General features: G+C 62.4%; 27 protein-coding genes (1 of these 27 cut by a window edge). 18 read left to right on the forward strand and 9 right to left on the reverse strand.

Annotation, left to right across the window (positions count from 1 at the left end):
- The 6 genes from N4J17_RS03040 to N4J17_RS03065 all read left to right on the forward strand — a co-directional run.
- A protein-coding gene (locus tag N4J17_RS03040) for an NAD(P)H-dependent oxidoreductase subunit E (protein WP_198323032.1) crosses the window boundary here: on the forward strand, window positions 1-93 show its 3' end. It extends 1,737 nt beyond the left edge of the window; the window shows 93 of its 1,830 coding nt (coding positions 1,738-1,830); the start codon falls outside the window, past its left edge; its stop codon occupies window positions 91-93.
- A gap of 16 nt (window positions 94-109) precedes the next feature.
- Window positions 110-841 (forward strand): 2Fe-2S iron-sulfur cluster-binding protein, encoded by a 732-nt coding sequence (locus N4J17_RS03045; protein WP_198323025.1) that lies wholly within the window; start codon window positions 110-112, stop codon window positions 839-841.
- Window positions 834-1,376, forward strand: a complete 543-nt coding sequence (locus N4J17_RS03050) for an NADP oxidoreductase (protein ID WP_198323024.1) — start codon at window positions 834-836, stop codon at window positions 1,374-1,376. Before N4J17_RS03045 ends, N4J17_RS03050 begins: the two co-directional genes overlap by 8 nt.
- 62 nt (window positions 1,377-1,438) lie before the next feature.
- The gene (lgt, locus tag N4J17_RS03055) at window positions 1,439-2,227 is read left to right on the forward strand and encodes a prolipoprotein diacylglyceryl transferase (protein ID WP_198323023.1); all 789 of its coding nucleotides are present in this window, start codon (window positions 1,439-1,441) and stop codon (window positions 2,225-2,227) included.
- A complete protein-coding gene (locus N4J17_RS03060) occupies window positions 2,228-3,010 on the forward strand; it encodes a thymidylate synthase (protein WP_198323022.1) in 783 nt (260 codons plus the stop codon).
- Complete coding sequence (locus tag N4J17_RS03065; RefSeq protein WP_198323021.1) at window positions 3,007-3,525, forward strand: dihydrofolate reductase; 519 nt, start codon at window positions 3,007-3,009, stop codon at window positions 3,523-3,525. The genes N4J17_RS03060 and N4J17_RS03065 overlap by 4 nt, the downstream gene beginning before the upstream one ends.
- Here the strand turns inward: N4J17_RS03065 and moaC are convergent.
- Window positions 3,480-3,983, reverse strand: coding sequence for a cyclic pyranopterin monophosphate synthase MoaC (gene moaC / locus N4J17_RS03070; protein WP_198323020.1), 504 nt, complete (start codon window positions 3,981-3,983; stop codon window positions 3,480-3,482). The two genes, N4J17_RS03065 and moaC, sit on opposite strands and share 46 nt — an antisense overlap.
- 77 nt (window positions 3,984-4,060) lie before the next feature.
- Between moaC and N4J17_RS03075 the strand changes: the two genes are divergently transcribed.
- The 5 genes from N4J17_RS03075 (at window position 4,061) to nhaD (ending at window position 8,128) form a co-directional block, all read left to right on the forward strand.
- Window positions 4,061-4,543 carry a flavin reductase family protein gene (locus N4J17_RS03075; RefSeq protein WP_232470473.1) on the forward strand — a complete coding sequence of 161 codons (483 nt, stop codon included), beginning with the start codon at window positions 4,061-4,063 and terminating at the stop codon, window positions 4,541-4,543.
- The gene (locus N4J17_RS03080; RefSeq protein ID WP_198323018.1) at window positions 4,533-5,489 is read left to right on the forward strand and encodes a hypothetical protein; all 957 of its coding nucleotides are present in this window, start codon (window positions 4,533-4,535) and stop codon (window positions 5,487-5,489) included. Before N4J17_RS03075 ends, N4J17_RS03080 begins: the two co-directional genes overlap by 11 nt.
- Entirely contained in the window at window positions 5,476-6,195 is a 720-nt protein-coding gene (locus N4J17_RS03085) for an HAD family hydrolase (protein WP_198323017.1), read from the forward strand. The genes N4J17_RS03080 and N4J17_RS03085 overlap by 14 nt, the downstream gene beginning before the upstream one ends.
- A gap of 38 nt (window positions 6,196-6,233) precedes the next feature.
- Window positions 6,234-6,533 (forward strand): hypothetical protein, encoded by a 300-nt coding sequence (locus N4J17_RS03090; protein WP_198323016.1) that lies wholly within the window; start codon window positions 6,234-6,236, stop codon window positions 6,531-6,533.
- Between the two features lie 170 nt (window positions 6,534-6,703).
- The gene (gene nhaD / locus N4J17_RS03095; RefSeq protein WP_232470471.1) at window positions 6,704-8,128 is read left to right on the forward strand and encodes a sodium:proton antiporter NhaD; all 1,425 of its coding nucleotides are present in this window, start codon (window positions 6,704-6,706) and stop codon (window positions 8,126-8,128) included.
- A gap of 26 nt (window positions 8,129-8,154) precedes the next feature.
- Here the strand turns inward: nhaD and N4J17_RS03100 are convergent, their stop codons facing one another.
- The 7 genes from N4J17_RS03100 to N4J17_RS03130 all read right to left on the reverse strand — a co-directional run bounded on the left by N4J17_RS03100 (window position 8,155) and on the right by N4J17_RS03130 (window position 14,894).
- On the reverse strand, window positions 8,155-9,039 hold the full coding sequence (locus tag N4J17_RS03100; protein WP_198323015.1) for a hypothetical protein: 885 nt from the start codon (window positions 9,037-9,039) through the stop codon (window positions 8,155-8,157).
- Between the two features lie 117 nt (window positions 9,040-9,156).
- The gene (locus N4J17_RS03105) at window positions 9,157-10,200 is read right to left on the reverse strand and encodes a ribonuclease Z (RefSeq protein ID WP_232470470.1); all 1,044 of its coding nucleotides are present in this window, start codon (window positions 10,198-10,200) and stop codon (window positions 9,157-9,159) included.
- 36 nt (window positions 10,201-10,236) lie between these two features.
- A complete protein-coding gene (locus N4J17_RS03110; protein WP_198323014.1) occupies window positions 10,237-10,728 on the reverse strand; it encodes a DUF6763 family protein in 492 nt (163 codons plus the stop codon).
- Window positions 10,729-10,879: 151 nt separating this feature from the next.
- On the reverse strand, window positions 10,880-12,049 hold the full coding sequence (gene hxlAB, locus N4J17_RS03115) for a bifunctional 3-hexulose-6-phosphate synthase/6-phospho-3-hexuloisomerase (protein ID WP_198323013.1): 1,170 nt from the start codon (window positions 12,047-12,049) through the stop codon (window positions 10,880-10,882).
- 133 nt (window positions 12,050-12,182) lie between these two features.
- A complete protein-coding gene (locus tag N4J17_RS03120) occupies window positions 12,183-13,199 on the reverse strand; it encodes a DUF4124 domain-containing protein (protein WP_338457630.1) in 1,017 nt (338 codons plus the stop codon).
- 16 nt (window positions 13,200-13,215) lie between these two features.
- On the reverse strand, window positions 13,216-13,857 hold the full coding sequence (pyrE, locus tag N4J17_RS03125; protein ID WP_198323011.1) for an orotate phosphoribosyltransferase: 642 nt from the start codon (window positions 13,855-13,857) through the stop codon (window positions 13,216-13,218).
- A gap of 32 nt (window positions 13,858-13,889) precedes the next feature.
- Window positions 13,890-14,894 carry an AAA family ATPase gene (locus N4J17_RS03130; protein ID WP_198323010.1) on the reverse strand — a complete coding sequence of 335 codons (1,005 nt, stop codon included), beginning with the start codon at window positions 14,892-14,894 and terminating at the stop codon, window positions 13,890-13,892.
- 147 nt (window positions 14,895-15,041) lie between these two features.
- On the opposite strand from N4J17_RS03130, the gene N4J17_RS03135 reads away from it, so the two are divergent.
- The 7 genes from N4J17_RS03135 to N4J17_RS03165 all read left to right on the forward strand — a co-directional run bounded on the left by N4J17_RS03135 (window position 15,042) and on the right by N4J17_RS03165 (window position 23,372).
- A complete protein-coding gene (locus N4J17_RS03135) occupies window positions 15,042-15,623 on the forward strand; it encodes a DedA family protein (protein ID WP_198323009.1) in 582 nt (193 codons plus the stop codon).
- A gap of 271 nt (window positions 15,624-15,894) precedes the next feature.
- Window positions 15,895-17,316, forward strand: a complete 1,422-nt coding sequence (locus tag N4J17_RS03140) for a form I ribulose bisphosphate carboxylase large subunit (RefSeq protein WP_198323008.1) — start codon at window positions 15,895-15,897, stop codon at window positions 17,314-17,316.
- A 25-nt stretch (window positions 17,317-17,341) separates the two neighbouring features.
- A complete protein-coding gene (locus N4J17_RS03145) occupies window positions 17,342-17,698 on the forward strand; it encodes a ribulose bisphosphate carboxylase small subunit (RefSeq protein WP_198323007.1) in 357 nt (118 codons plus the stop codon).
- A gap of 134 nt (window positions 17,699-17,832) precedes the next feature.
- Window positions 17,833-17,943, forward strand: coding sequence for a type II toxin-antitoxin system CcdA family antitoxin (locus N4J17_RS03150; protein ID WP_232470469.1), 111 nt, complete (start codon window positions 17,833-17,835; stop codon window positions 17,941-17,943).
- Window positions 17,940-18,746, forward strand: coding sequence for a CbbQ/NirQ/NorQ/GpvN family protein (locus N4J17_RS03155; protein ID WP_198323006.1), 807 nt, complete (start codon window positions 17,940-17,942; stop codon window positions 18,744-18,746). Before N4J17_RS03150 ends, N4J17_RS03155 begins: the two co-directional genes overlap by 4 nt.
- A gap of 658 nt (window positions 18,747-19,404) precedes the next feature.
- On the forward strand, window positions 19,405-21,741 hold the full coding sequence (locus tag N4J17_RS03160) for a nitric oxide reductase activation protein NorD (protein WP_198323005.1): 2,337 nt from the start codon (window positions 19,405-19,407) through the stop codon (window positions 21,739-21,741).
- A gap of 377 nt (window positions 21,742-22,118) precedes the next feature.
- Window positions 22,119-23,372, forward strand: coding sequence for a sulfotransferase family protein (locus N4J17_RS03165; RefSeq protein WP_232470468.1), 1,254 nt, complete (start codon window positions 22,119-22,121; stop codon window positions 23,370-23,372).
- On the opposite strand, the gene N4J17_RS03170 is transcribed toward N4J17_RS03165, so the two are convergent.
- Entirely contained in the window at window positions 23,283-24,188 is a 906-nt protein-coding gene (locus N4J17_RS03170; RefSeq protein ID WP_338457631.1) for a bile acid:sodium symporter family protein, read from the reverse strand. The genes N4J17_RS03165 and N4J17_RS03170 overlap by 90 nt on opposite strands.
- Between the last annotated feature and the right edge of the window lie 122 nt (window positions 24,189-24,310).

A 24,310-nucleotide genomic window follows, 5' to 3' on the forward strand; every position in this document is an offset into this window, starting at 1 on the left:
TTCGAACCCGGCTTCGATCTGGATGGCGCGCTCGCCACCGCCCGGCGCCTGACCGGCCGGGACGATGCCAATGCCCATCTGTCACAGTCGTAATGTCCAGGAAAACAGCATGACCAAACCCACCATTCAGATCGACGGCAAGCCGGTCACCTTCACAGAGGGGCAGACCATCATGGAAGCGGCCACCGCGGCAGGGTTCTACATCCCTCATCTGTGCCACAACCCGGAATTCGAGCCGCACGGCAGCTGCAAACTGTGCACGGTCAAGGTGAATGGCCGTAACTGCTCGGCCTGCACCTTCCCGGCGGCAGACGGCCAGGAAGTGCTCAACGATACTGCCGAGTTGAACGCGCTGCGGCGCACCATCACCCAACTGCTGTTCGTGGAAGGGAACCATCTGTGCCCGTCCTGCGAAAAGAGCGGCAATTGCCAGTTGCAGGCAACGGCCTACTTCCTCGGCATGACCGATGCCCATTTCCCCTTCTTCTACCCCCGAAGGGAACTGGACGCCTCCCACCCCGACATCCTGCTCGACCGCGACCGCTGCATTTTCTGCGCATTGTGCGTGCGGGCCAGCCGGGACGTGGACGGCAAAAACGTCTTCGCCATCGCGGGACGCGGCATCGACTCGCGGCTGATCGTGAATTCGCCCTCGGGCAAGCTTGCGGATACCCCGATCGCCACGACGGACAAAGCGACCCGGGTCTGTCCGGTCGGAGCCATCCTGATAAAACGGCATGGCTTCGAGGTACCCATTGGGGATCGCGTCTACGACCGGCACACCATCGCCGAAGAAAGTCTGGAACGCGAGGAACCGATCGTGGAGGCGCGCCATGGCTGACAAACTCACTGTCGCCACGACTTCCCTGGCCGGCTGCTTCGGCTGCCATATGTCGTTCCTCGACATCGACGAGCGCATCCTGGCACTGGCGGAGGTCGCCCGTTTCGACCGCTCGCCGCTGACCGACGTCAAGCATTGCGGGGACAGGGTCGATCTGGGACTGGTCGAAGGCGGCGTGTGCAACGCGGAAAACGTCCATACCTTGCGGGAGTTCCGTCAGCACTGCCGGATCCTGGTCGCCATGGGAGCCTGCGCGATCAACGGCGGGCTGCCCGCACTCCGCAACCCCATAGCGCTGGAAGAATGTCTGCAAGCATCCTATCTGGACGGCATCGGGATCGAAAACCCGCAAATACCCAACGACGTCGAGTTGCCGCTACTCCTGGACAAGGTGCATCCGATCCATGAGGTCGTGAGGGTCGATTATTTCCTGCCCGGCTGCCCACCTTCGGCCGATGTGATATGGACATTCCTCAGCGATCTCGCCGCGGGACGGGAACCTTCGCTTCCCCGCGAGCTCATTCACTATGACTGAGAAGGTGGCATAATGACGAGTTCTGCCGTGGGCCAATCAACACCGACAGCTCCGCACGCGCCATGCTGACCTATCCTTCCATTGATCCCGTTGCCGTCTCCATCGGGCCGCTCAAAGTCCACTGGTACGGATTGATGTACGTCATCGGCATCGCCGCCACCTGGATACTGGCGCGGCGGAGGGTACGGCACAGCGCGAATCCTCTGTTCACCCCGGCCCAGGTCGAGGATCTGGTTTTCTATGCCGCCATCGGAGTCGTGGCCGGCGGACGGCTCGGCTATGCATTGTTCTACAATTTCTCCGGCTTTCTGCACGATCCGGCGATGCTGTTCCGCATCTGGGAGGGCGGCATGTCTTTCCACGGCGGGCTCATCGGCGTGCTGATCGCCATGTATGCCTACGGCCGATCGCAGGGCATCCGGTTTTTCGACGTCGCCGACTTCCTCGCACCTTATGTGCCCATCGGCCTCCTGGCCGGACGTATCGGCAATTTCATCAACGGCGAACTCTGGGGCAAACCTAGCGATCTGCCTTGGGCGATGGTCTTTCCTCATGCCGGTGACGTACCGCGCCATCCTTCCCAGCTTTACGAGGCGTTTCTGGAAGGGTTGGTCCTCTTGATCATTCTCCAATGGTTCAGCCTGCGTTCGCCGCCGCGGATGGCGGTAAGCGGCATGTTCCTCCTGGGTTACGGGGTGTTCCGCTTCGCGGTGGAGTTCGTCCGGCTGCCGGACGTGCAACTCGGCTATCTCGCCTTCGGTTGGCTGACCATGGGTCAGATCCTATGTCTGCCGATGATCCTGTTCGGAATCGTCCTGCTAGCCGCCGCCTACACCCGCCGATCCGCCTGAATGCGCCCGTATCTCGACCTACTGCGCGATATCCTCGAGCACGGCTGCGCCAAAGAAGACCGGACGGGCACGGGAACCCTGAGCGTGTTCGGTCGCATGATGCGGTTCGATCTTTCGCGCGGGCTCCCCCTCGTCACCACCAAGAGACTGCACCTGCCTTCGATCATTCATGAGCTGCTGTGGTTCGTCTCGGGCAGCGTCAACGTGCGTGACCTGCAACGGCACGGCGTCACGATCTGGGACGAGTGGGCGGATGAAAACGGCGATCTCGGCCCCGTGTACGGCCGCCAATGGCGGAGCTGGGGAGGCGCCATCGATCAGCTTGCCGGACTGGTCGAGCAACTGCGCCGGAACCCGGACTCCCGCCGCCTGCTGGTGAGCGCATGGAACCCCTCCGACCTGCAGGCCATGGCGCTACCACCCTGCCACTACGCCTTTCAGTGCCATGTGACGGATGGGAAGCTGTCGCTGCTGTTCCAGATGCGCTCAGTGGACGTGTTTCTGGGGCTGCCGTTCAACATCGCCAGCTATGCCCTGCTCACCCACATGCTGGCACAGCAGACCGGATACGAACCGGGGGAGTTGATATGGTGTGGCGGTGACGTGCACCTGTACCGGAATCACTTGGATCAGGCGCGCCTTCAGCTCACGCGCGAACCCTATTCACCGCCTACGCTGAAACTCGCCCGCAAGCCCCAGAGCCTGTTCGATTACCGCTACGAGGACTTCGTGGTCGAGGACTACCAGGCGCACCCGCACATCAAAGCAGCGGTGGCGGTATGAACGGCTTGCCGGACATTTCCATCATCGTAGCGATGGCACGGAACCGAGTGATCGGCGCGGACAATGCCATGCCCTGGCATCTGTCCGCCGACCTCAAACGGTTCCGCACCCTGACCCTAGGGAAACCGGTCCTCATGGGCCGCAAGACCCACGAATCGATCGGCCGTATCTTGCCCGGGCGCCAGAACATCATCCTGACCCGCTCGCCGGATTTTTCCGCCCCGGGCTGCACCATTGTGCATGATCTCGGCGAACTGGCGACCGTCTGCGCCGGGACCCCGGAACTCATGGTCATCGGCGGCAGCGCTTTGTATGAAGCCCTGCTGCCGCGGGCCAGGCGGCTCTATCTGACCCTGATCGATCACGACTACCCCGGTGACACCTACTTCCCGGAGTTCGCGGCCGCGGATTGGCGCGAAATCAGCCGCGAAGACGTCCGGAACGATCCCGACTTCCCCTGGCCCTACAGCTATCTGGTGCTGGAGCGCCCCTCGCCGGAGGCGCGCTGCCAATGACCGGATTTGCCGCCGATCTTCTCCAACAGGCGCACCGATTCGATGCTCATACCGCGGTCGACCGCCTTGCACATGTCGTAGATGGTCAGCAGTGCGACGTGGGTGGCGGTCAGCGCCTCCATCTCCACGCCGGTCTGGCCGACGGTCTGGACCGTGGTCCGACAGCGGATGCGGTTGGCCTCCGGCTGAGGCTCCAGCGCGAGATCGACATGGGTGATGGGGATGGGGTGACAGAGCGGGATCAGGTCCGCGGTCCGCTTGGCACCCATGATCCCCGCGATGCGGGCGATGCCCAGCACGTCGCCTTTCTTATGCCCGCCGGCCATGATCAGCCGCAAGGTCTCGGGCAACATGGCGATGTACCCCTCGGCCACCGCCATCCGGGCAGTGCTGGGCTTACCGCCGACATCCACCATGTGGGCATCGCCGGCGGTATTGAAGTGGGTCAGCTCAGGCACGTTCGGCTCCGTGCGGAAAATGAAGGACGTATTCTAATGCCTCAGCCACGGGCGGGGCGAATGCAATGAACCTCGAAATGACCCGACTGTTCCGGACCATCACTCATGGCGTCTATGTCGTCGGCGTTGCCGATGCCGAAGGCCCCAATGCCTTCACCGCGGCCTGGGTGATGCAGACCTCGTTCGATCCGCCCATGCTGGCGCTCAGCATCAACCCCAACGGTCTGTCTTACCGGAAACTGATGGCCAGTGGTCTTTTCAGCATCAACGTGGTACCCAGAGACCGGGTCGATTGGGTGGTGCATTTTGCCCGCCCGGCCGGCAGCGACAAACTCGCCGGCATCGACTGGACGGCCGGTGAAGGCGGGGTTCCTTTGCTGAGCGGCGCGATCGCCTGGTTCCAGTGCCGGCTTGCCGGAACGCTGGCCAGCGGCGATCATGTGCTGGCCAGCGGCCGCGTCTGCGCCGGCAGGCTCAACTCCCCCGACGGCGAGCCGCTGGGCTACCGCGACACCGGCGACCTGGATGGCTCCTCTGCCCTGTATCCCGATGGATTCTGAGTCTGGATTTTTGCCGAAGGACTTCATCCAAACGACGGAAGGACTGCGTTTCGCCGTCGTCGACGGCTGTCCCGAAGACGGCCGGCTGCTCTGCACCTTGCGCTACGTCCCCATGGCCAGCGGCGGACTGCGCAAGCTGAGCACAGCGGAAGCCGTGGATTTCCTGCAGGAGCACGGTCCCGCTTATCTGCGCCGTTCCCGGCGACTGGATGCGGTATTGCCGGCAGTGCCCCTCGAATGCATAGCGGGGCATTTGCGCCCCCGTGACCGGGTTCGAACCCTGTTGGCAGACACGAACTGCGACGCCATTGAAGCCAAAGCCCGCCGACTGCTCGGAATCTTCGCCGGGGAAGGACTGGACTTGCAGGAATTCGGCATAACCGGCTCGCTGCTGGTCGGCGCTCAGACCCTGGCTTCCGACATCGACCTGGTCGTCTACGCCCCGGCCACCTTCGATGCGGCACGCACCGTGGTCGCCGAAGCCACGGCGGACGGCCGGCTGGACGCACCGGCCGAGGCAGACTGGCGGATAGCTTACGAGCGCCGCGGCTGCACGCTCGCCTTCCAGGACTATCTTTGGCACGAGCGGAGGAAATTCAACACCGGCTTCTTCGAGGGCACCAAATTCGACCTGACGCTGGTGCTGCCAGGCTCTTCGGGCTCCCTCCAACCCGCCGAGAAACGCGGTTCCTTGACTCTGCGCGCCACGGTGACGGACGACCGCAGGGCGTTCGAATTCCCGGCCCGCTACCTTATCGATCATCCGCGCATCGGCCAAGTCCTGAGCTTCACCCATACCTATGTCGGACAGGCGCGGATCGGGGAGAGCATCGAGGCTTCGGGGCAGGTCGAAGCACTCCCCGACGGCAGCGAGCGCCTGATCGTCGGCAGCAGCCGGGAAGCGCCCGGCGAATACATCCGGGTTCTGCACGATGAGACAGACTGACTATCCCCTCACCGGCATCAAGGCGGCTATCCTGGACATGGATGGCCTCGCCATCGATACCGAAGCGACCTATGTCGCCGCCTGGCGTGGCGCCGCTGCCAAGCTGGGGGTCGATCTCGATGAAGCCTTCTGCCAGTCGCTATTCGGCTGTCATGCCGAAGCGGTCAACCGGCGGATCGGCAACTATGCCGGCCCCGGCTTCGATGCCCAGCGCTTCGACGCGCTCGCCGCGCAGATCTGGCACCGGCACATCGAGATCCATGGCATCGCCCCGATGCCCGGCCTGGAGAATCTGTTGAGGTTTTTCCGCGAACGGAATCTGCCTTATGCGCTGGCGACCAACAGCGAGGCCCGATTCGCCGCTATCTGCCTGGACCGCTCCGGCCTGGCACACCGGTTTCCGCTCATCGTCACTCGTGACCAGGTCGCCCAGGGCAAGCCCGCGCCGGACCTGTATCTCGAAGCGGCCCGCCGCCTGGGCGTAGCGCCCAGCCAATGCCTTGCCCTGGAAGACTCCGAAGCCGGCATTGAATCCGCCGCCACTGCCGGGACCTTCGCCATCCTGGTCAACGGGCGACGACAAGCGAGCCAGCGGGAACGCGGTTTTGCCCGGCGGCATGTCGCCAGCCTGCACGAAGTACCGCCGCTGTGGAACGAGGAAGCACCGACGGACGAGGCTTGCCTCCGGCCCATCCGTCTGAGGTAAGATGCGAGGTCTCTGATCGCGAGCGGGAAACCATCGCCATGATCGGCGCCATAGCCGTCCTTTTCGTTGCCTATTGGTTCTACCGCACCGCCCTGCGGCTGAAGCTGCCCCCCCTCGCCTGGGCCGCCGGCGGCGTCATCGTCTATTACGCCGGCTTCGCCGTCTGGCTCTATGGGGTCCTAAGACCCCTTCTGGGAGAGTCCTTCCGCAACCATACCTTCTTATTGGGCCTGGGGATTGACCTCTCCTCGGTGCTGGTCGGGATCCTGCTCGCCACGCTGTTCCGCGCGAAGATCATGGTGAAGCAGGGCGGTACCCCTTACGAAAAGCACTTCTGACTCAAACAAACGCCAGCCGTCGGCGGCCATTTCCGGCTCCCCGTCGCATGCGTTCTTCGATATCTTCTGCCAGCGGCGCGTCCAGGCACTTTCAGACAGGAATCCGAATGCCATCACTCTTCATGTCCCCACCGATTCATATGGGTAAACTTGCCGCGACGCGGACGCGCATGCCGTTTTGGGTTCCGGCTGCCGGCGTCTCGTTCGTCTGCGCACCGCAGCCTTGTCTTGCGGCCGCTCACGGCCCGGTCGGCCCCTTGGACCTGACCCGGCACTGGGCCGGCTACCTGGCCGTGGTTATTTTCTTCCTCGCCTATTTTCTTGCCATGGCCGAGGAGGTGACGGAACTTCGTAAGTCCAAGCCGATGGTGTTCGCCGCCAGTGTGATCTGGGGCTTGATCGCGGCGGTCTACGTCGGCGGTGGCATGCCGGAACAAGCCGGCGAGGCATTCCGCGCATCGCTCCTGACCTATGCGGAACTGTTGCTGTTCATCCTGGTGTCGATGACCTACCTCAATGCCATGGAAGATCTCGACGTGTTCGAGGCTCTGCGCTGCTGGCTGCTGGGCAGGGGATACAGTTACCGGCAACTGTTCTGGCTGACCGGCATCTTGGCCTTCATGATTTCCTCGGTGTGCAACAATCTGACCACCGCCCTCCTAATGGGCGCGGTCGTCATCGCCCTGGGCAAAGACTGTCCGCGCTTCGTCACGCTGTCTTGCATCAACATCGTGGTCGCCGCCAATGCCGGCGGGTCGTTCAGCCCTTTCGGCGACATCACCACCCTGCTGATCTGGCAGAAAGGCAAAGTCCCTTTCGTGGATTTCTTCCACCTCCTGATCCCCTCGATTGTCAATTTTGCTCTCCCTGCGGCCTGCATGTTCCTGTTTCTGCCCCGCCATCACCCGGCGGCTGTGGACAAACGGATTCCGATCAAAACCGGCGGACGCCCCATCATCGTATTATTCCTCATGACCATCGTCACCGCGGTATGCTTCGAGAACTTCCTGAACCTGCCGCCCGCGGCCGGCATGATGGCCGGGCTGACCTACCTCAAGTTCTACAGTTTCTACCTGCAGAAGCGAACCGCCACCCGCTCTCCCTCCGCCGACGAGGTCATCCCGCCGGACGAACCGATCGGGGATACCGAGGAGTTCGACATCTTCAAGAAAGTCTCGCGCTTGGAATGGGATACGCTGCTATTTTTCTACGGCATCATGTTGAGCATAGGGGGGCTGAGTTTCATCGGCTATCTGGAACGCATCTCCCAGTTTCTCTACGCCGATCCGGAGCGGACCACCTTTGCCAACATCCTCGTCGGCATCGCTTCGGCTTTCATCGACAATGGCACCATCATGCTTGCGGTTCTGACCATGGACCCGCAGATCTCGCAGGGCCAATGGCTACTGGTGACCCTCACGGCCGGCGTCGGGGGCAGCCTCCTCGCCATCGGCTCGGCTGCCGGCGTCGGCCTGCTCGGCCAGGCCAAGGGTTACTATTCCTTTGGCGCCCACCTGAAATGGGTACCGGTGATCCTGCTGGGCTATTTCGCCAGCATCGGTACGCATTTCCTGATCAACCGGTCGTACTTCTAGGCGCCCTTTCCTCCAAATATCTTTTCTCACTGGCGGTGGTACACGCCATGACCGTTAGTCCCGATATCCAAACCCAGCCGACGCGAACCCGCCCAGCGGTTGAGCGTTCGGCCGGAGTGCCTCGGCACGTGGCGGCGTTGCACCACGCGTCCCGGTCGAAGCGCAAAGCAAGGAGGGATCATGAAGAATGCGCATCGGCGAGAGCACGTAGCAGGTTCCGCCATCACCACGCCATGCGCTGCCATGCATGCACGCGAGCGTCGTCGGGTTCGTCGATGCCAGTCTCTCAAGCATCGCGCAGGCGTTTTTGGTGTGCGAGGAGTAATCCATTTCATGGCAAAACGCCTCGCTCGGCCCGAGAATGTCCGATTCCGTGACGGGCGGAAGATCAACGCCTTCCTGCGTGAACAGGTCGCCACAGAGCAGTGTCCTTGTCTTGTCTTGTCTTCCATCAGAAAGCCGCAGTCCCACGCGTGCGGCAGTTGCGGCGCGTCGAGCCAACGCACGGTGTGCTTGCCCAAAGGAACCAGCCCTCCATCGGCCACGGCATGGGGCGCCCTATCCGCAAGGTCGTGAACCGATACGCCGGCAGCCATAGTACCGCACAAGGGTAGAGAGTGCGGGGCGGCACCAAGCCATTCATTAAGCGAGCCGCGCTCGTCGGCCTCCACATGGGAAAACGCAATGTAGCGCAGCCTCTCGACCGGCAACACGTACGCCACAGCTTCGTGCACCAATGGAAACATCTTTCGCGGGCCGGTGTGGAAAAGTAAAGATTCATCATCCACGATGAGGTATTGGTTGAACGAAAACCCGGCTGTGCCCACGCTTACCACCGGCGTGTTGGTGCGGTAGATCCCCTCGGCAACCTCATGCACATTCGTCCCGGACTGCTTGTTCGTAATGGTCATCAAACTCTCCTTACTGCAGATTCTGAGTCATGGCGACGTTCAGGTGCGGGGCGCCCAACGGCAAGGCCGAACCTGCGCCCGGAGCGCTGAGTGCATCTCGGTCGATTCCGTCGTGCTTTACTTCCGCCCTCCCGTGAGGAAAGCGTGCCGAAACTCCCGCTCCAGCGCCTCCTCCTGCCCCTGGTAGACCGGTGAGAAATGAAAAGGCGTGGGAAATTTGACACCGGCCCGGCGCGCGATGGTACCGGCCTGGCGGGCGGTGAGATGGTATTTCCGGGCCGCGCGCTCATTGAGTTCATCGCCGAAGACCGCCTCGATGAAAAACTGGTCGGCGCCTGCGGCCAGCGCCACCATGCGCGCGGCGTTCGCTTCGTGATAGACGGCGTCGGTGACGTAGGCGACTTTCTGCCCTTCCGAGACATGCACGAGAGAGGGGGCCAACTCGCCCAATCGATACACCGCTTCCCGCAGACGAGCTCCGTCACGCATCAGTGCCCGGACCGGTGTGTCTTCGTGCTGCCCGGTCAGCAAGGCGTGCTTGAGGTCACGCACCCAGGAGCCTGGCGCCAGGCCGAGTTCCACCAGCCGGTTTTTCCAGACATTGAGGTGGCGCTTTTCCCGCAGGGCGAATGCCAGGCAGGGTGTCGCGTGATCCAGAATCACGAATTCGACCGCAAGATTCAGTTCGTCCAGCAGCCGGCGATTTTCGATCGGAAATTCGGTTTCGCCCTCGCGGCGAAAGGCAGTGTGGCAACGGAACGAGGCCCTGCGACCTAAGGTTTCGGTCAATACCTCGGAGACTTCGAACGAGAAATCGGTGCTGTAGCCTCCCACCAGATTCCAGGTATAGGCCGAGAGCTTGTGCTCCACCTGGTCCAGAAAACCTGCCGGCCCGAACAGACGGATGCCCAGGTCGCGCCCCAGACATAGCCGCAGCAGCCAGTCGAAGCCAAAGAAGTGATCCATGTGGGCATGGGAGACGAACACATCGCTCAGGCGCAGAATCTTGCGTACCGGAAGCGTGCGGATGTCGCCGAGATCGAACAATACCGCGCGCTTCTCGAACAGGAAGTCCACGTACACCGCAGGGTCGCCGCAGGGGCCATTGACCAGGGCGGGATGGAAGACCGGCTTCACGGTGGTGCTTCTGCAGTCGGGCATCCCGTCTCTGCGCGGGACGGCCAGTAAGTGCGCCGCCTATTCGTCCTCGGAATAGGCAGTGGTTCCGCTTCCTTCCCCCCCCGACTCTTCCTTGGTTTCTTCGAGCGCTTGCGCCTCTTCCGCTCCACCCAAGGCGAGTTCCGGCTCCAGCTCCAGCGGGATCATCTCGGATCCCTCCTCTTCAAAGATGGATTCTTCTTCGGGAACTTCTTCAACCGGCCGATCCTCCTGTTTGACGATTTCTTCCAGAGGTTCCGACCAGTCTTCGGGACACGTGTCGGTAATCTCGGTGCCGCCGAGATCATCCAGCTCGGCGACGTCCAGGGGACCGCTCCAGTTTTCCGGCTCTTCGATGAGTTCGATCGGCAGCAGGTACCACGTGTCGAGGTCGATTTCTTCCAGATCACCGTCGAAATGTTGAATTTCGACGGTGCGGGCATCGTCATCGATGGCGACCACCGTGAACGACTGCCCTTTGTCCAGATGCCGGTACCAGTTGCCGACGATCGGATCAGCTTCGGAATTCATGGCGCACCTCCTCATCAACACGCCGGGGAAACACGAAAAGGCCGGCTACACGTTAACATCCTCCGCTGCCGATGACGACATTCGCAGCCAAGAAAAAAGGCCGGCATGCAAGCCAGCCTTTTCGAATCGCAGGCGGAAGGGGCGAGAAAACCTATTCCAGATTGGCGTGACGCGTCCGCATCTGCTCCTCGGGAATCTTCTTGGCATGGATGATGTGCGAAATCGTGGCTTCGAGCAACACCAGGGTGGACAACTCGAAGGTGGTGCCCATCGGCATGCCGACCACCTTGCCATACTGCTCGGGGGTGCCGATTCGGAACACTACGTCCGCCATATCGCCGATCGTGGACTTGTCGCGGGTGGTGATCAGCGCGATGCTGGCCCCCTGCTCCTTGGCTTTCTTGGTGTAGGCGATCATGGTTTCAGTTTCCCCCGAACCGGAAATCACGATCAGGAGATCGCCTTTGCGGATGCTGGGTGTCACGACCTCGCCGACGATGTAAGCCTGATACCCCCCGTGCATCAGCCGCATGGCGAAAAAGCGGCCGACCAGACCGGAACGCCCGGCGCCGGCGACGAAAATACGGCGAGCACGCTCGAGCAGACCGGTCAGACGCGCCTCGTAGCTCTTGTCGGTGGCAGCGAGCACGCCACCGATCTTCGACACGATGAACTTGTGGTGGGCCCCTTCCAGCAATTCGCGGATGGTACGGGCGGCGGTTACCGGACAGGGCGCTCCGTAAATCGCCGCACCGACCACGACGATGTCTGCCCCCGCCTTGGCGACCCGCGTGGCGGTGTTCTGGTTGATACCACCGGCCACCGAGATTCGAACCGGCAGCTTCAGGCGGGCGATGCTCTCGAGATCGGCGAACGGCGTCTGACCCTGGGCCTGGGCGTCGAGGCCGGTATGCACGCCAATGATCTGGGCGCCGAGCCTGGCAGCCTCGCGCGCGCAGGCGGCTTTGTCCGGCACGTTGATGAGATCGACCTGGACTTCGGCATTGTGCGCCTGGGCCGCCTTGACGACCCCGGCGATGGTCGCAGGTCCCGACACCCCGAGGACGGTGCAGATGTCGGCACCGGCGGCATAGAACGGCGTAGCCTCGTATTCGCCGGCGTCCATGGTCTTGAGGTCGACCAGGATGAGCCGGTCCGGGTGGCGGCGCTTGAGCTCGCGGACGATTTCGATGCCGTTGTATTTGATACAGGGCGTGCCGATCTCGAAGATGTCGACATAAGGCGCCGTGAGGCGGGCGAGTTCAAGCGTCTGGTTGCGATCCAGGGAATCCAGGGCCAGCTGAATGAGTGGTCTTGCCATGAGCAATCCTCCAATAGATTTTATTTTTAGGAACTGCGGCGATCCCAACGAGCGCCGCACTCGGACCGTCCGCTTCCGGATGGCAAGTTTGCCAAGCGGGCGAAGCCCGGTCCAGAACCCCGAGCTTCCTCCTTCAAGGAACGGCACCCATTTCTACCTCGACACGGGCGCGGAAACCGGCACGGATGTCCTGCACCCGGGAACTTGCGCACAGCTCACGGCCGAGGCTCGACTGGCGGCAGCGGATGTCGAGGAATACCGTTTCTTCCTCTGGTCCGGCGATGCGCGCCAGGGTCAGGGCGATTTCCCGGTCCGCCAGCGGCACCGAAGTGTACACCAGGCGTTCAGTGTCGATCGCCAGCGGCGTATCGGCCTTGCTGAGTACATAGCCGCGCCCCAGTGCCCAGACTTTGGCACAGATCGCATCGGACGAGCAGGCCACGGCACTGAGCACGCCGTTGCCGTCATCACTCGCGAACACCTCGCCGAGAGCGCCACGGCCGCTACGCGCCTGTTCAGCTTTGAGCGAACGCAGACGCTCGATGTCGCGGCCGAAACGGGCGGCGATGACGCGTTTCTTGTCTTCCAGGACGCGGATTTTGTCTTTGTAATCCGCGATCCGGCGACGCTCGTCCTCCATAGCCTTCAGGACTTGCGCAGTGACGGCCAGGCCCTGGCGCTCCATGTCGGCGGCATGCTTTTCCTGGGTCCGGAGGACGTCCGCGTGCCGAGCCCGGTATTTTTCCAGGAGATTGATCGATGCGTCGCTCTGGGTGAGATGGTCGTTCAGGGCCAGCCGCATGTCCTCTTCGCTGGCGTAGGTTCGCAGCAGCGCATCGTCCAGCTTGCGCTGCTCTTCGACCAGACGCGCCGTTTCCGCCCGAAGATGCCTGAGCGCCCGTTCCCGCTCGATCGTCGCCGGGCTCTTGGCACCCTCGATGATCTCCACCAGGCGTCCCTGGCCGTCGAGCCGGGCATGCTTCTGCTGACTGTGTTCGGGAGGAATGCTGTCCGAATAGTGGACACGCCCCTCTTCATCCAGCCATTTGTAGGTGGCCGCCGGTACCGCCCGCGGCAGGGCGAGCAAAATAATGCCCAGAGCCCTCGCCCACGCGGGAAACGCTGCTCCGATGCAGGCGAAGGAAGGCACCGAAGCCGCCATGGTGTCAGGCGGTGCCGTAACGACTACGGTAGTCCTCGAGTGCTGCCAACTCCCTGATCCGGCCCGATCCGCGCAGGTAATCGATCAGATGGCGGAAACCGATGATGGCGTGGACCGGAATCCCCAGGCTGTCCCGAACCTCCTCCACGGCGGATTTTCCGGACTGACCGACTTCTTCCCGGTCCAACGCGATCAGCACCCCGCAAGGCTTGGCGCCGGCCCCCCGGATGATTTCGATCGACTCCCGCACTGACGTACCGGCGGTGATCACATCGTCGACGATCAGCACGTCACCCCGCAACGGTGCGCCGACCAGGATGCCGCCTTCGCCGTGGTCCTTGGCTTCCTTTCGGTTGAAGGCGTAGGGAATTTCTTCGCCGCTGGCCCTGGCCAGGGCAATGGCAGTGGCAGTGACCAGTGGAATGCCTTTGTAGGCCGGGCCATACAGCACGTCGGCCCGGATACCACCCGCGGTCAGGGTCTGGGCGTAAAACTCGCCCAGCCTGCCGAGCCGGCCACCAGTGTTGAACAGGCCGGCGTTGAAAAAGTAAGGGCTCTGGCGGCCGGATTTGAGAGTGAAATCGCCGAAGCGGAGCACCTCGCAACCGAGGACGAAATCGATAAAGGCTTTCTGATAGGTCTGCATGAAACGGAATACGGGAATATGGAAAATCAAGGTTAAGGCACGGCGACCCGACGCAGCAGGTCCTTCACGACCTGGTCGGTGGAGACCCCTTCCGCTTCCGCCTCATAGCTCAGAATCAGCCGATGGCGCAGGATGGATGGCGCCAGGGCCTGGATGTCGTCGGGAGTCACGAAGTCGCGGCCGTCGAGCCAGGCACGGGCGCGGGCACAGCGGTCCAAAGCCAGCGTGGCGCGCGGACTGCCGCCATAGAGTATCCAACGCGCCAGCGAATCACCGTAGCGGGCCGGCTCGCGCGTGGCCAGAACGATCTGCAGCAGATAATCCTCCAGCGCCTCGGCCATGTAGATGCCGAGCACTTCCTCCCGCGCGGCGAACAGCGCCTGCTGACTCACCGGCGCCATTCCAGCGGCGGGCTTACGCTCCGGCGGACGGGACTCCCCACGTACCAGGTGGAGGATGGCCTTTTCTTGCTCGGCACTGGGGTAGCCGATGCGCACGTACATCAGGAACCGATCGAGCTGCGCCTCCGGTAAAGGATAAGTGCCCTCCTGCTCGATCGGGTTCTGGGTAGCCATCACCAGGAACAAGGCTGGCAGCGGATAGGTCTTGCGCCCCACGGTGATCTGCCGTTCCGCCATGGCTTCGAGCAGCGCGGATTGCACCTTGGCCGGGGAACGATTGATCTCGTCGGCAAGAACTAGGTTGTGGAACAGCGGACCCGGCTGGAAATGGAACGAGCCGTCCTGGGGGCGGTAGATTTCGGTGCCGGTCAGATCCGCCGGCAGCAGGTCGGGGGTAAATTGGATACGCTGGAAATCGGCTTCCACGCCCTGACTCAAGACGTGGATCGCTCGGGTCTTCGCCAACCCCGGCGCACCTTCGACCAGCATGTGGCCGTCGGCCAGCAATGCAATGAGCATGGCGTCGACCAGATCGTTCTGGCCGATGATCTGGGCGTTGAGATAAGTCCGGAGCCGTTGGACATCCCGCTGCGCAGCGGAAACCGCCGCCACCTGGGTTCGAGGATAGGCATTCATGCGTTTGGTCTAGGCTGGCTGTTGGATCGGAGGCTGACATTATAAATCGTGTCCGCCGCCCCGCCTTCACCGCGACCCATGACACGCAGCCTTAACCTTGGCCGGCTAGACTCCGGTTGTTTCGGCCACATCGGCGGATACGCCTGCATGTCTTTGGAATCGCTGATCACCGAATACGGCTTCCCGGCCCTCGTCGTCGGGCTGCTCCTGGAGGGCGAGACCGTCCTGCTGATCGCAGGTTTCCTGGTAGGCCGCGGTTATTTTTCTTTCCTCCATATCGTGATGCTGGCCTTCGCCGTGACACTCGCGGCGGACCAGGGATATTTCTGGCTAGGCTACAAACATGGAGACGCGCTGCTGCGCCGCTTCCCGTCACTGACACCGGCGGTGGAAAGGGCCTCGACCCTGTTCCATCGTTATCACTCTTATTTCATCTTCGGCTTCCGTTTCTTCTACGGGCTGCGAGTGGTGACGCCGATCCTGATCGGCATGAGCCGCTTCTCGCCGATCCGCTATCTCACGGTCAACGTCATGGCGGTTGCAGTCTGGGCGGTGATGACGACGGGGTTGGGACTGGTGTTCGGAAAGGCCGTCGCCGGCATGATCGAGGATCTGCGCCAGTACGAATCCCTGCTGGTCGGAGGACTGTTCGTCATCGGTTCGGGGCTGGCGATCTACCGATGGAAGCATATCGGTGACCGCAACCGGAACGACAGCGCGGACGAGTGATCCGCCGGGCATGGATTTCCGCCCGCAGCGCGGACCGTGAACGCCGTTTTGGAGCAAGGGGCACCCATGGATTATGCTGACGGCCCTCATCCCGCGGCGGGACGGAAGGCTTTTCAGTATAACGCACACTTATTGTCGTGATTATGACAATTTAGTTCCTTTTATGGATGCCAACGCTTATAGTGCCTCACGAAAAGGGATCGGCTCGATGCCGGCTAGGGAACGGCGGTTCATTGCCACAGCGCTGTTGCTAAACGAGTAGGAGAAACCCATGGCTGTCAAAACATACAACGCGGGCGTCAAGGAATACCGCGAAACCTATTGGGACCCAAATTACACACCTGCCGACACCGATCTGCTGGCGGTTTTCAAGATCACCCCGCAGCCCGGCGTGCCGCGCGAAGAAGCCGCCGCCGCCGTGGCCGCCGAATCCTCGACGGGCACCTGGACCACCGTCTGGACCGACCTGCTGACCGACCTCGATTACTACAAAGGCCGCGCCTACCGGATCGAGGACGTACCCGGCCACGACGAACAGTTCTATGCCTTCATCGCCTATCCGATCGACCTGTTCGAGGAAGGTTCCGTCGTCAACGTATTCACCTCGCTGGTGGGCAACGTGTTCGGCTTCAAGGCCGTGCGCGGCCTGCGCCTGGAAGACGTGCGCTTCCCTATCGCCTACGTGAAGACCTGTGGCGGCCCGCCCCATGGCATCCAGGTCGAACGCGACATCATGAACAAGTACGGCCGTCCGCTTCTGGGCTGCACCATCAAGCCCAAGCTGGGCCTGTCGGCCAAGAATTACGGCCGTGCCGTCTACGAGTGCCTCAGAGGCGGCCTGGACTTCACCAAGGACGATGAGAACGTCAACAGCCAGCCGTTCATGCGCTGGCGTCAGCGTTTCGACTTCGTGATGGAGGCGATCGAAAAGGCCGAGGCCGAAACCGGCGAGCGCAAGGGCCATTACCTGAACGTGACCGCGCCGACCCCGGAGGAGATGTACAAGCGCGCGGAATATGCCAAGGAGATCGGCGCCCCGATCATCATGCACGACTTCATCACCGGCGGCTTCTGCGCCAACACCGGCCTGGCCAACTGGTGCCGCGACAACGGCATGTTGCTGCACATCCACCGTGCCATGCACGCGGTGATGGACCGCAACCCCAACCATGGCATCCACTTCCGCGTGTTCACCAAGATGCTGCGGCTTTCCGGCGGCGACCACCTGCACACCGGTACTGTGGTCGGCAAGCTGGAAGGCGACCGCCAGGCTACGCTGGGCTGGATCGACCTGCTGCGTGATAAGTTCATCAAGGAAGACCGCAGCCGCGGCATCTTCTTCGACCAGGACTGGGGCTCGATGCCCGGCGTATTCGCGGTCGCCTCCGGCGGCATTCACGTCTGGCACATGCCGGCGCTGCTATCGATCTTCGGTGACGATGCGGTGTTCCAGTTCGGTGGCGGCACCCTGGGCCATCCCTGGGGCAATGCAGCCGGCGCCGCAGCCAACCGGGTGGCCCTGGAAGCCTGCGTGGCGGCCCGCAACGAAGGCCGCCAGCTCGAGAAGGAAGGCAAGGAAATCCTGACCGAAGCCGCCAAGAGCAGCCCGGAACTCCAGGCCGCGATGGAGACCTGGAAGGAAATCAAGTTCGAGTTCGACACCGTCGACAAGCTCGACGTAGCCCACCGGTAAGCTTCAAGAGGATTCGGGAAATACCATGAGTGATATGCAAGACTACAAATCCAGCCTTTCCGACAGCGGCTCGCGCAAATTCGAGACATTCTCCTACTTGCCGCCGATGGACCCGGCGAAGATCCGCCGGCAGGTGGAATACATCGTCAGCCGCGGCTGGAATCCGGCCATTGAGCATACCGAACCGGAGAACGCGTTCGACCATTACTGGTACATGTGGAAACTGCCGATGTTCGGCGAGACTGACGTCGATGCGATTCTGGCCGAGGCCGAGGCTTGCCACAAGGCGCACCCCAACCACCACGTCCGTCTGGTGGGCTACGACAACTTCAAACAGACCCAGGGCGCGGCCATGGTGATCTACCGCGGACCGGCGGTCTGATTCCGCCCCGGCACGCAAGCCCACACTGAAACGCCCCTCCCCGGGAAACCGGGGGGGTTATGTTCAGGCAATGACGCCGCCGGAGCATTCGTGGGCACAATTTCTGCGCATAAACCACGCGCAAGAGACACGCCATGCCTTTCCCCTCCGACACCAGGAAAGCCGTCAATGTCTCGGCCAACGCCGGGCTGTTGCGCGAAGCCAAAGCTCTGAACATCAATCCCAGAAGGAGCCTGCATCGATGACCGCACAATCCGCAGACCAGTACCTGATCGAGGAACAACCCTATTACCGCCCTACCGGCGATGAAGTGGCACTGTTCGAAGCCGCCTATGCCGCGCGCATGCCGGTGATGCTGAAAGGGCCGACCGGCTGCGGCAAGACCCGCTTCGTGGAATACATGGCCTGGAAGTTGAAGCGCCCGCTGATCACGGTGGCCTGCAACGAGGACATGACGGCCTCGGACCTGGTCGGCCGCTTCCTGCTCGACGCCACCGGCACCCGCTGGCAGGACGGTCCGCTGACCCTGGCCGCTCGGATCGGCGCCATCTGCTATCTCGATGAAGTCGTGGAGGCCCGCCAGGACACCACCGTGGTCATCCACCCGCTGACCGACCACCGCCGCACCCTGCCGCTGGACAAGAAGGGTGAGCTGGTGCACGCCCACCCGGATTTCCAACTGGTGATTTCCTACAATCCCGGCTACCAGAACCTGCTGAAGGACCTCAAGCAGTCGACCAAGCAGCGCTTCGGCGCGCTGGATTTCGGCTATCCCGAAACGGCAGTCGAGGTAGACGTGGTATCGCACGAAAGCGGCGTCGACCCCAAGATCGCCGAAAAGCTGGTGCAGATCGCCCATCGCGCCCGTAACCTCAAGGGTCATGGTTTGGACGAAGGCATCTCGACTCGGTTGCTGGTCTATGCCGGCCATCTGATAGCCAGGGGCATCGATCCCCGGGCGGCCTGCATGATGACCCTGGTCCGCCCGCTCACCGACGACCCGGATATGCGCGATACACTGGACGCAGCCGTAGCGACGTTTTTCTGAGCCATCGTATGGGAGGGCGCAGCCGGAGGCAGTAACGGTTGCGCTCGAACCAGGGTATACCGGCACAGTTGATACCCGATCCCTATGCGCATCGACGGAACTATTTGTTTTTCATAGTTTCAGCGCCGCCGTCATAGAATTTGGAAGGCCCGGGAAGGGCAAGGCATTCCTTACGGGCGTATCGCGCTCCCAGCGATGATCCACCTGAACGACGTCAGCGACAAACTGTTCTTGCTGCAGGACACCGACACTCTGGTGCAATGGAGGCACGCCAACGGCGTTATCGCCCCCCTTCGGGGCGGCAGGCTGGACACGGGCCTGACCGTTTACAAGCTGCTCGGCAAGCGGCATACCGAGCCGGGCGACTGCGCGGTACCCGGCAGGACCTGCTCTGGCCATGGGAGCGTGCGACTCCAGCCATGGCGACCAAAGCCCAAGCATCGCATGCCATCGCGTGGACTGCAGCATTCTCGATGCCTGCCACCTGCGCAAACTCCAAGTCGAGTACAACCCGGACGCGCTGGATTCGGTGAATCCGGTTGATCGTATGCCATTTGTGGATGCAACGCCATGCGTCTGCCAGGGTTTACCAAGATGTCGAGGCACGTATGATTTTCCGTAGCCAACCACGATTTTCCGGACCAACGAGACAAACCCCATGAGCTTGAACTTGAGCGATTACCAGGAATATCTCGAACGGCTCGATCCTCACGTCAAGGACACTCTCGAAGCGAGTTTTCACGAAGCCGCGCGGGTCATGTCGCCGGGCGCGCTGAAAAACTACATCGAAGGGGCGCGGGCGCTTTCCGAACTCGGGCGCGGTGCCGGATTGGTGCTCGGCTATGTCCAGCAGATGCCGCTGGTGTGCAAGGAAGTCGGCGACGAGGTGATCCCGGACGTCGTCAGCGGCGTGATGAAACTGGCATCCATGGTCAGCGGGGCGGTGATCGAACGCCTGTTCGACAGTCTGCCGACCGCAGCCAGACGGCTGGGCGATGGCGAACTTTTGCGGCAGTACCTCGGCCTGATCCACCAGCTTTCGGCCAAGGCACCGCGGGGCCTACGCCCCATGCTGGACCACCTCGAGCCGCTGTTCGACAAACTGACCCTCGGGGGCTTACGGCGCTGGGCATTGTGGGGCGCCCAGGCCCATGCCCGCGATTTCGAAACCCTGGCCAGGTATTTCGCGCTGGAGACCGCCGACAGCCTGGCGGTGCTGCAACAGGAGCGGCGCGGCACCCTGTTCGTCGACACCCAGCGCAAGCTGAACTTCTATCTGCGCGCACTGTGGGGCCGTGACTTCTACCTGCGGCCGACCTCCGGCGATTTCGAGACGCGCGAAGGCTACAAACCGTACATCGAACACGGTGTGATCTTCGTACCCGATGCGTATGACGACTTCGGCCCGGTGCCGGGCAAGGAACTGTACCGGGCCACCGCCGCCCATGCCGCCGCCCACCTGACTTACACCACCCGCCCGCTGTCCGCGGAGCAGCTGACGCCGGTGCAGATGTTCCTGATCGGGCTGTTCGAGGATGCCCGCGTCGAGGCGCTGGCGATCCGTGAATTCCCGGGACTCAAACAGCTCTGGGCACCTTTGTTTGAAGCCGCTCTCGATCGCGAACGCAACGCCGACCCGATGGTGCTCTGGCTGGAACGGCTGGCTCACGCCCTACTCGATGAACGGAGAGGGACCGACGATCCGATCGCGGCCGAGATGCGCGAGTCCTTCCACGCCGCGCTGGCCAAGGACCCGACCGACAACCGGCTGAGCTGGGATCTGGGTGTCACCCTCTCCCACCGCATCAAGGATCGCTGGGGCATGCCTTCCCTGCGCGTCCTGGAGAGCTTCGGCATACCGTATCGGGACGACAACCGCTTCCTCTGGGCCTTCGGCGAAACCGAATGGGCCGACGCCGATCATCTCACCGCCGGCAAGCACCAAGTGCGCAGAAAGGTATCCGTGATGGAGATGATCAACGAGATCGACTGCGAACTGGCCGGCGACGACGCCCAGGAAGTCTGGACTCTGGAAACGCCGTTCTATCTCGATCAAGAAGGCTGTACCATCAACGAACTGGAAGGGAAAGAGCCGATCAGCGACCCCTACCACTACCCCGAATGGGACTATCAGGTCCAGTTGCATCGCCCCCACTGGACCACCGTGCTGGAGCGCCGCCAGGCCAAGGACGATCCAGCACTGATCGAGCGGATCTTGCTCGAATACAAGCCCATTGCCAGCCGCCTCAAGCACATCATCGACGCCCTGCAGCCGCAGGGCGTGATCCGCCAACGGCGGCGGGAAGACGGCGACGAGATCGACCTGAACGCCGCAATCCGGGCCATGATCGACATCCGCATGGGCGAGATGCCCGATCCCCGCATCAACATCCGCACGATCCGCAAGACCCGCGACCTCGCGGTACTGCTGCTGCTCGATTTGTCGGAATCCACCAACGAAACCCCGCCCGGCAGCGACCGGCCAATCATTCAGCTGGCACGCGAGGCCTGCACGCTCCTGGCCTGGGCCATCGACGGCATCGGCGACCCCTTCGCCATCCATGGCTTCGCCTCCGACGGCCGCCACGACGTACAGTACTACCGCTTCAAGGACTTCGACCAGCCCTTCGACGACCAAGCCAAGTCCCGCCTCGCCGGGATGAAGGGCGGGCTGTCCACCCGCATGGGCGCCGCCATGCGGCATGCCGCGCACCATCTGAGACACCAGCCGCAACAGAAGAAACTGCTGCTCCTGGTCAGCGACGGCGAACCCGCCGACATCGACGAGCGCGACCCGCAATACCTGCGATTCGACACCCGGAAGGCGGTCGAAGAATTGGCATCCACAGGCATCATGACCTACTGCCTGACGCTCGACCCGGACGCCGACGACTACGTCTCCCGAATTTTCGGACCGAACCGCTATACGGTGGTGGACCGCGTCCAACGCCTGCCCGAACGGCTGCCCATGCTGTTCGCCACCCTGACGGCCTGAACAGGACACCGTAAAGCGCAGCCGAGCGGATCGGCTGTCAGTGCCAGATCGTACGAAAGCGAAAAATCTTCGAAACTCTAGTAAATTACGGCAGGGCGCAGTGGAGGCTGCCTTCCAAAGGCTGCCCGCAGCCAAAAACCCTGGCGAAAAAAACAATGAAACCATTCGAACACCCGCCATCCCGCATCCCTTCCCCTCCGTTCCGCCCGGCCCGGTGGCTCTGTACGCCAATGGCTGAGTGCGGCGCCCGCCGATCCGATCCGCCCGCAAGGTCGTTGCAAGACTCTGGCGATGACGCCGGACTTGCACGCCGGCCCTAGATGTAATCGAACGGGTCCTGTACGCGTCGGCGGAATTTCTCCCACTGGCAGCCCTCCATGTTCTTCAATTACCAAGGCTTCCTGAAGGCCCTGTACCTTTCGTTATTCCAACGGCCGTTCCGCCTCAGACGCTGGTTCTACGTGCTGTTCTTTTCGGTACTCTATCTGGCGTTCGTGGCTTTCGTGGCAGTCGGTCGCCTGCTGGACCACCTGTTTTTTCCCGGCTTCAAAAGAACCCGCATCGAACGACCGGTCTTCGTGATCGCCCCGCCCCGGAGCGGGACCTCCTTTCTGCAGCGCCTGCTTTGCGCGGACGAGCAACGTTTCGTGCACTGGAAGATGTACCAGACTATCTTTCCGAGCATCTGCTTTCAGGCCGTCTTCAACGGTCTGGCGTGGATCGACGTCAAGTGCGGCGGCGTGATCTGGCGCCTGATGCAATGGTGCGAGCGGAAATGGTTCGGCGGTTGGGACGAGATGCACCGGATGCGGCTGGATCAGCCGGAGGAAGACCAGGCGCTGTTCCTCTACGCCTTCGCTTCCGAAGCGATCTTCATGCTGTTTCCGTTCGTCGTGCCGCTTTGGGAGGTGGGTTTTCCCGATGCCCTTCCACCGCCATCCCGCCGCGCCCTGATGGCCTATTACCGCTCCTGCCTGCAGCGCCATGTCTACGCCAACGGCCGCGGGCGCACACTGCTGGTCAAGTCGACCCATGCTTCCGGCGCCATCGAATCGATTCTCGAGACGTTTCCGGATGCCCGCTTCATCACCATCGTGCGCCATCCGGATGAAGCCATCCCCTCCCACGTCAGCCTGTTCGTTCCGGTCTGGCAGGCCCATTCTCCGGAAATCGAAAAAGACGGGGACGAATCGAAAGCCTATGCTGCCCTGGCGGCCGAGTGGTACCGGCATTTGCACCGGTTCCGCGCGCGAGTGGACCCCGCCAATTTTTACTCCATCGACTATCGCGATCTCCGGGCCGATCCGGCTCATACGATCGCCACCCTCTACCGGCATTTCGGCTGGGACGTGAGCGAATCCTACCGGGCGAGACTGCGGGAGTTCACCGAACAGCAGCACGCGTTCCAGAGCGCCCATTGTTATTCGCTGGAAGAATTCGGCCTGTCGAAACAGTGGATACGCGAGGAACTGGGTCCAGTGATCGAAAGCTACGGCCTGGACGGCAAGGCGGCTGCCGTCCAGCAGCCACAAGGGGGAGGACTACGGCAGACGCTTGCGCCCGACCGCTACCGGCAGCCTCCCCCGCTCGGCCAGCCGGCGGTAATACACGGCGTGCAGGAGGCCGAGTAGGATCAGCGCAAGACCGTTGGCAACCACCACTGCCGCCACCTGGGTACCGGCGAAGCTCTCCACGGCGATGAGGATAGCCAGTGCGATGTTGCGATTTGCTGTGCCGAATGCGATCACTCGCCTGCCCTGTGAACCTGGCCCGCCGGCGACATAGCCCAGGCAAAATGACAACTCCCCCGCCAGAATGAATGCCATGAGGGGTTTCCAGCCGGTCGCGAGGAGAGTCCCGGATTCGACCCATGTCACGAACGCCAGAGACACGGCGCCTGCCGTTTCCGCGAGGACATCCAGAGGCCGGAGGAGGCGGCTGGCCAGTCCGGGCAGTCCGAATCTGAGTACCATGCCTGCTAGGAGCGGCATGCTGACGGAGCAGGACAGCACAGTGAGAAGATTCAGATAGCTGAACCGGAGCGTGGCAGCGCCACCCAGAGCCGCGAAACCGGCATCGAAAGCCAGCGGCGTGAGGAAAATGGCAAAGAGGGGGAAAATCGCAGTCAGCCCGGCCGCGAGCGCCAGGTCGCCCCGCGCCATTTTCACGAAGACCGGCACCACCGGGGCGAAGGGTGCGGCCGCCAGCAAGAGCATCCCGGCCGCATATTCCGGAGGAAGGGCGAAAGCCCGTGCCAGCGCGCATGCCAGCAGCGGAACCGCGATGAAATTGAGCGGCAGAACGACGGACCACCGGCAGCTCCGGATGGCCGCCACGACCGCTGCGACTTCGAGCCGCAGGCCAGTCGCCAGCAGCAGTCCTCCCAGGGAGACCAGGGTGAGGCCGCGGATCAGCAGCTCAGGCTGTATTGGAAGAGTGTGGGGCACGGAAGACGACAAGAAGCAAGATCGGGAAGCCGCCTTTCCCGGCAGCAAGAGTAAGCCGATGTGAAATACGAGTTCAACCGCCCGCCAAATCGACCGCGGAGCGCTTGCGCTATACAGATTAT

Origin of the sequence: Methylococcus capsulatus (assembly GCF_036864975.1) — a bacterium.
In the GTDB taxonomy this organism is placed as follows: domain Bacteria; phylum Pseudomonadota; class Gammaproteobacteria; order Methylococcales; family Methylococcaceae; genus Methylococcus.

Coding starts and splice junctions, on each gene's coding strand:
- N4J17_RS03045 (WP_198323025.1), top strand. CDS start 110: ATGACCAAACCCACCATTCAGATCGACGGCAAGCCGGTCACCTTCACA.
- N4J17_RS03050 (WP_198323024.1), top strand. CDS start 834: ATGGCTGACAAACTCACTGTCGCCACGACTTCCCTGGCCGGCTGCTTC.
- lgt (WP_198323023.1), top strand. CDS start 1,439: ATGCTGACCTATCCTTCCATTGATCCCGTTGCCGTCTCCATCGGGCCG.
- N4J17_RS03060 (WP_198323022.1), top strand. CDS start 2,228: ATGCGCCCGTATCTCGACCTACTGCGCGATATCCTCGAGCACGGCTGC.
- N4J17_RS03065 (WP_198323021.1), top strand. CDS start 3,007: ATGAACGGCTTGCCGGACATTTCCATCATCGTAGCGATGGCACGGAAC.
- N4J17_RS03075 (WP_232470473.1), top strand. CDS start 4,061: ATGACCCGACTGTTCCGGACCATCACTCATGGCGTCTATGTCGTCGGC.
- N4J17_RS03080 (WP_198323018.1), top strand. CDS start 4,533: ATGGATTCTGAGTCTGGATTTTTGCCGAAGGACTTCATCCAAACGACG.
- N4J17_RS03085 (WP_198323017.1), top strand. CDS start 5,476: ATGAGACAGACTGACTATCCCCTCACCGGCATCAAGGCGGCTATCCTG.
- N4J17_RS03090 (WP_198323016.1), top strand. CDS start 6,234: ATGATCGGCGCCATAGCCGTCCTTTTCGTTGCCTATTGGTTCTACCGC.
- nhaD (WP_232470471.1), top strand. CDS start 6,704: ATGCCGTTTTGGGTTCCGGCTGCCGGCGTCTCGTTCGTCTGCGCACCG.
- N4J17_RS03100 (WP_198323015.1), bottom strand. CDS start 9,039: ATGACCATTACGAACAAGCAGTCCGGGACGAATGTGCATGAGGTTGCC.
- N4J17_RS03105 (WP_232470470.1), bottom strand. CDS start 10,200: ATGCCCGACTGCAGAAGCACCACCGTGAAGCCGGTCTTCCATCCCGCC.
- N4J17_RS03110 (WP_198323014.1), bottom strand. CDS start 10,728: ATGAATTCCGAAGCTGATCCGATCGTCGGCAACTGGTACCGGCATCTG.
- hxlAB (WP_198323013.1), bottom strand. CDS start 12,049: ATGGCAAGACCACTCATTCAGCTGGCCCTGGATTCCCTGGATCGCAAC.
- pyrE (WP_198323011.1), bottom strand. CDS start 13,857: ATGCAGACCTATCAGAAAGCCTTTATCGATTTCGTCCTCGGTTGCGAG.
- N4J17_RS03130 (WP_198323010.1), bottom strand. CDS start 14,894: ATGAATGCCTATCCTCGAACCCAGGTGGCGGCGGTTTCCGCTGCGCAG.
- N4J17_RS03135 (WP_198323009.1), top strand. CDS start 15,042: ATGTCTTTGGAATCGCTGATCACCGAATACGGCTTCCCGGCCCTCGTC.
- N4J17_RS03140 (WP_198323008.1), top strand. CDS start 15,895: ATGGCTGTCAAAACATACAACGCGGGCGTCAAGGAATACCGCGAAACC.
- N4J17_RS03145 (WP_198323007.1), top strand. CDS start 17,342: ATGAGTGATATGCAAGACTACAAATCCAGCCTTTCCGACAGCGGCTCG.
- N4J17_RS03150 (WP_232470469.1), top strand. CDS start 17,833: ATGCCTTTCCCCTCCGACACCAGGAAAGCCGTCAATGTCTCGGCCAAC.
- N4J17_RS03155 (WP_198323006.1), top strand. CDS start 17,940: ATGACCGCACAATCCGCAGACCAGTACCTGATCGAGGAACAACCCTAT.
- N4J17_RS03160 (WP_198323005.1), top strand. CDS start 19,405: ATGAGCTTGAACTTGAGCGATTACCAGGAATATCTCGAACGGCTCGAT.
- N4J17_RS03165 (WP_232470468.1), top strand. CDS start 22,119: ATGTTCTTCAATTACCAAGGCTTCCTGAAGGCCCTGTACCTTTCGTTA.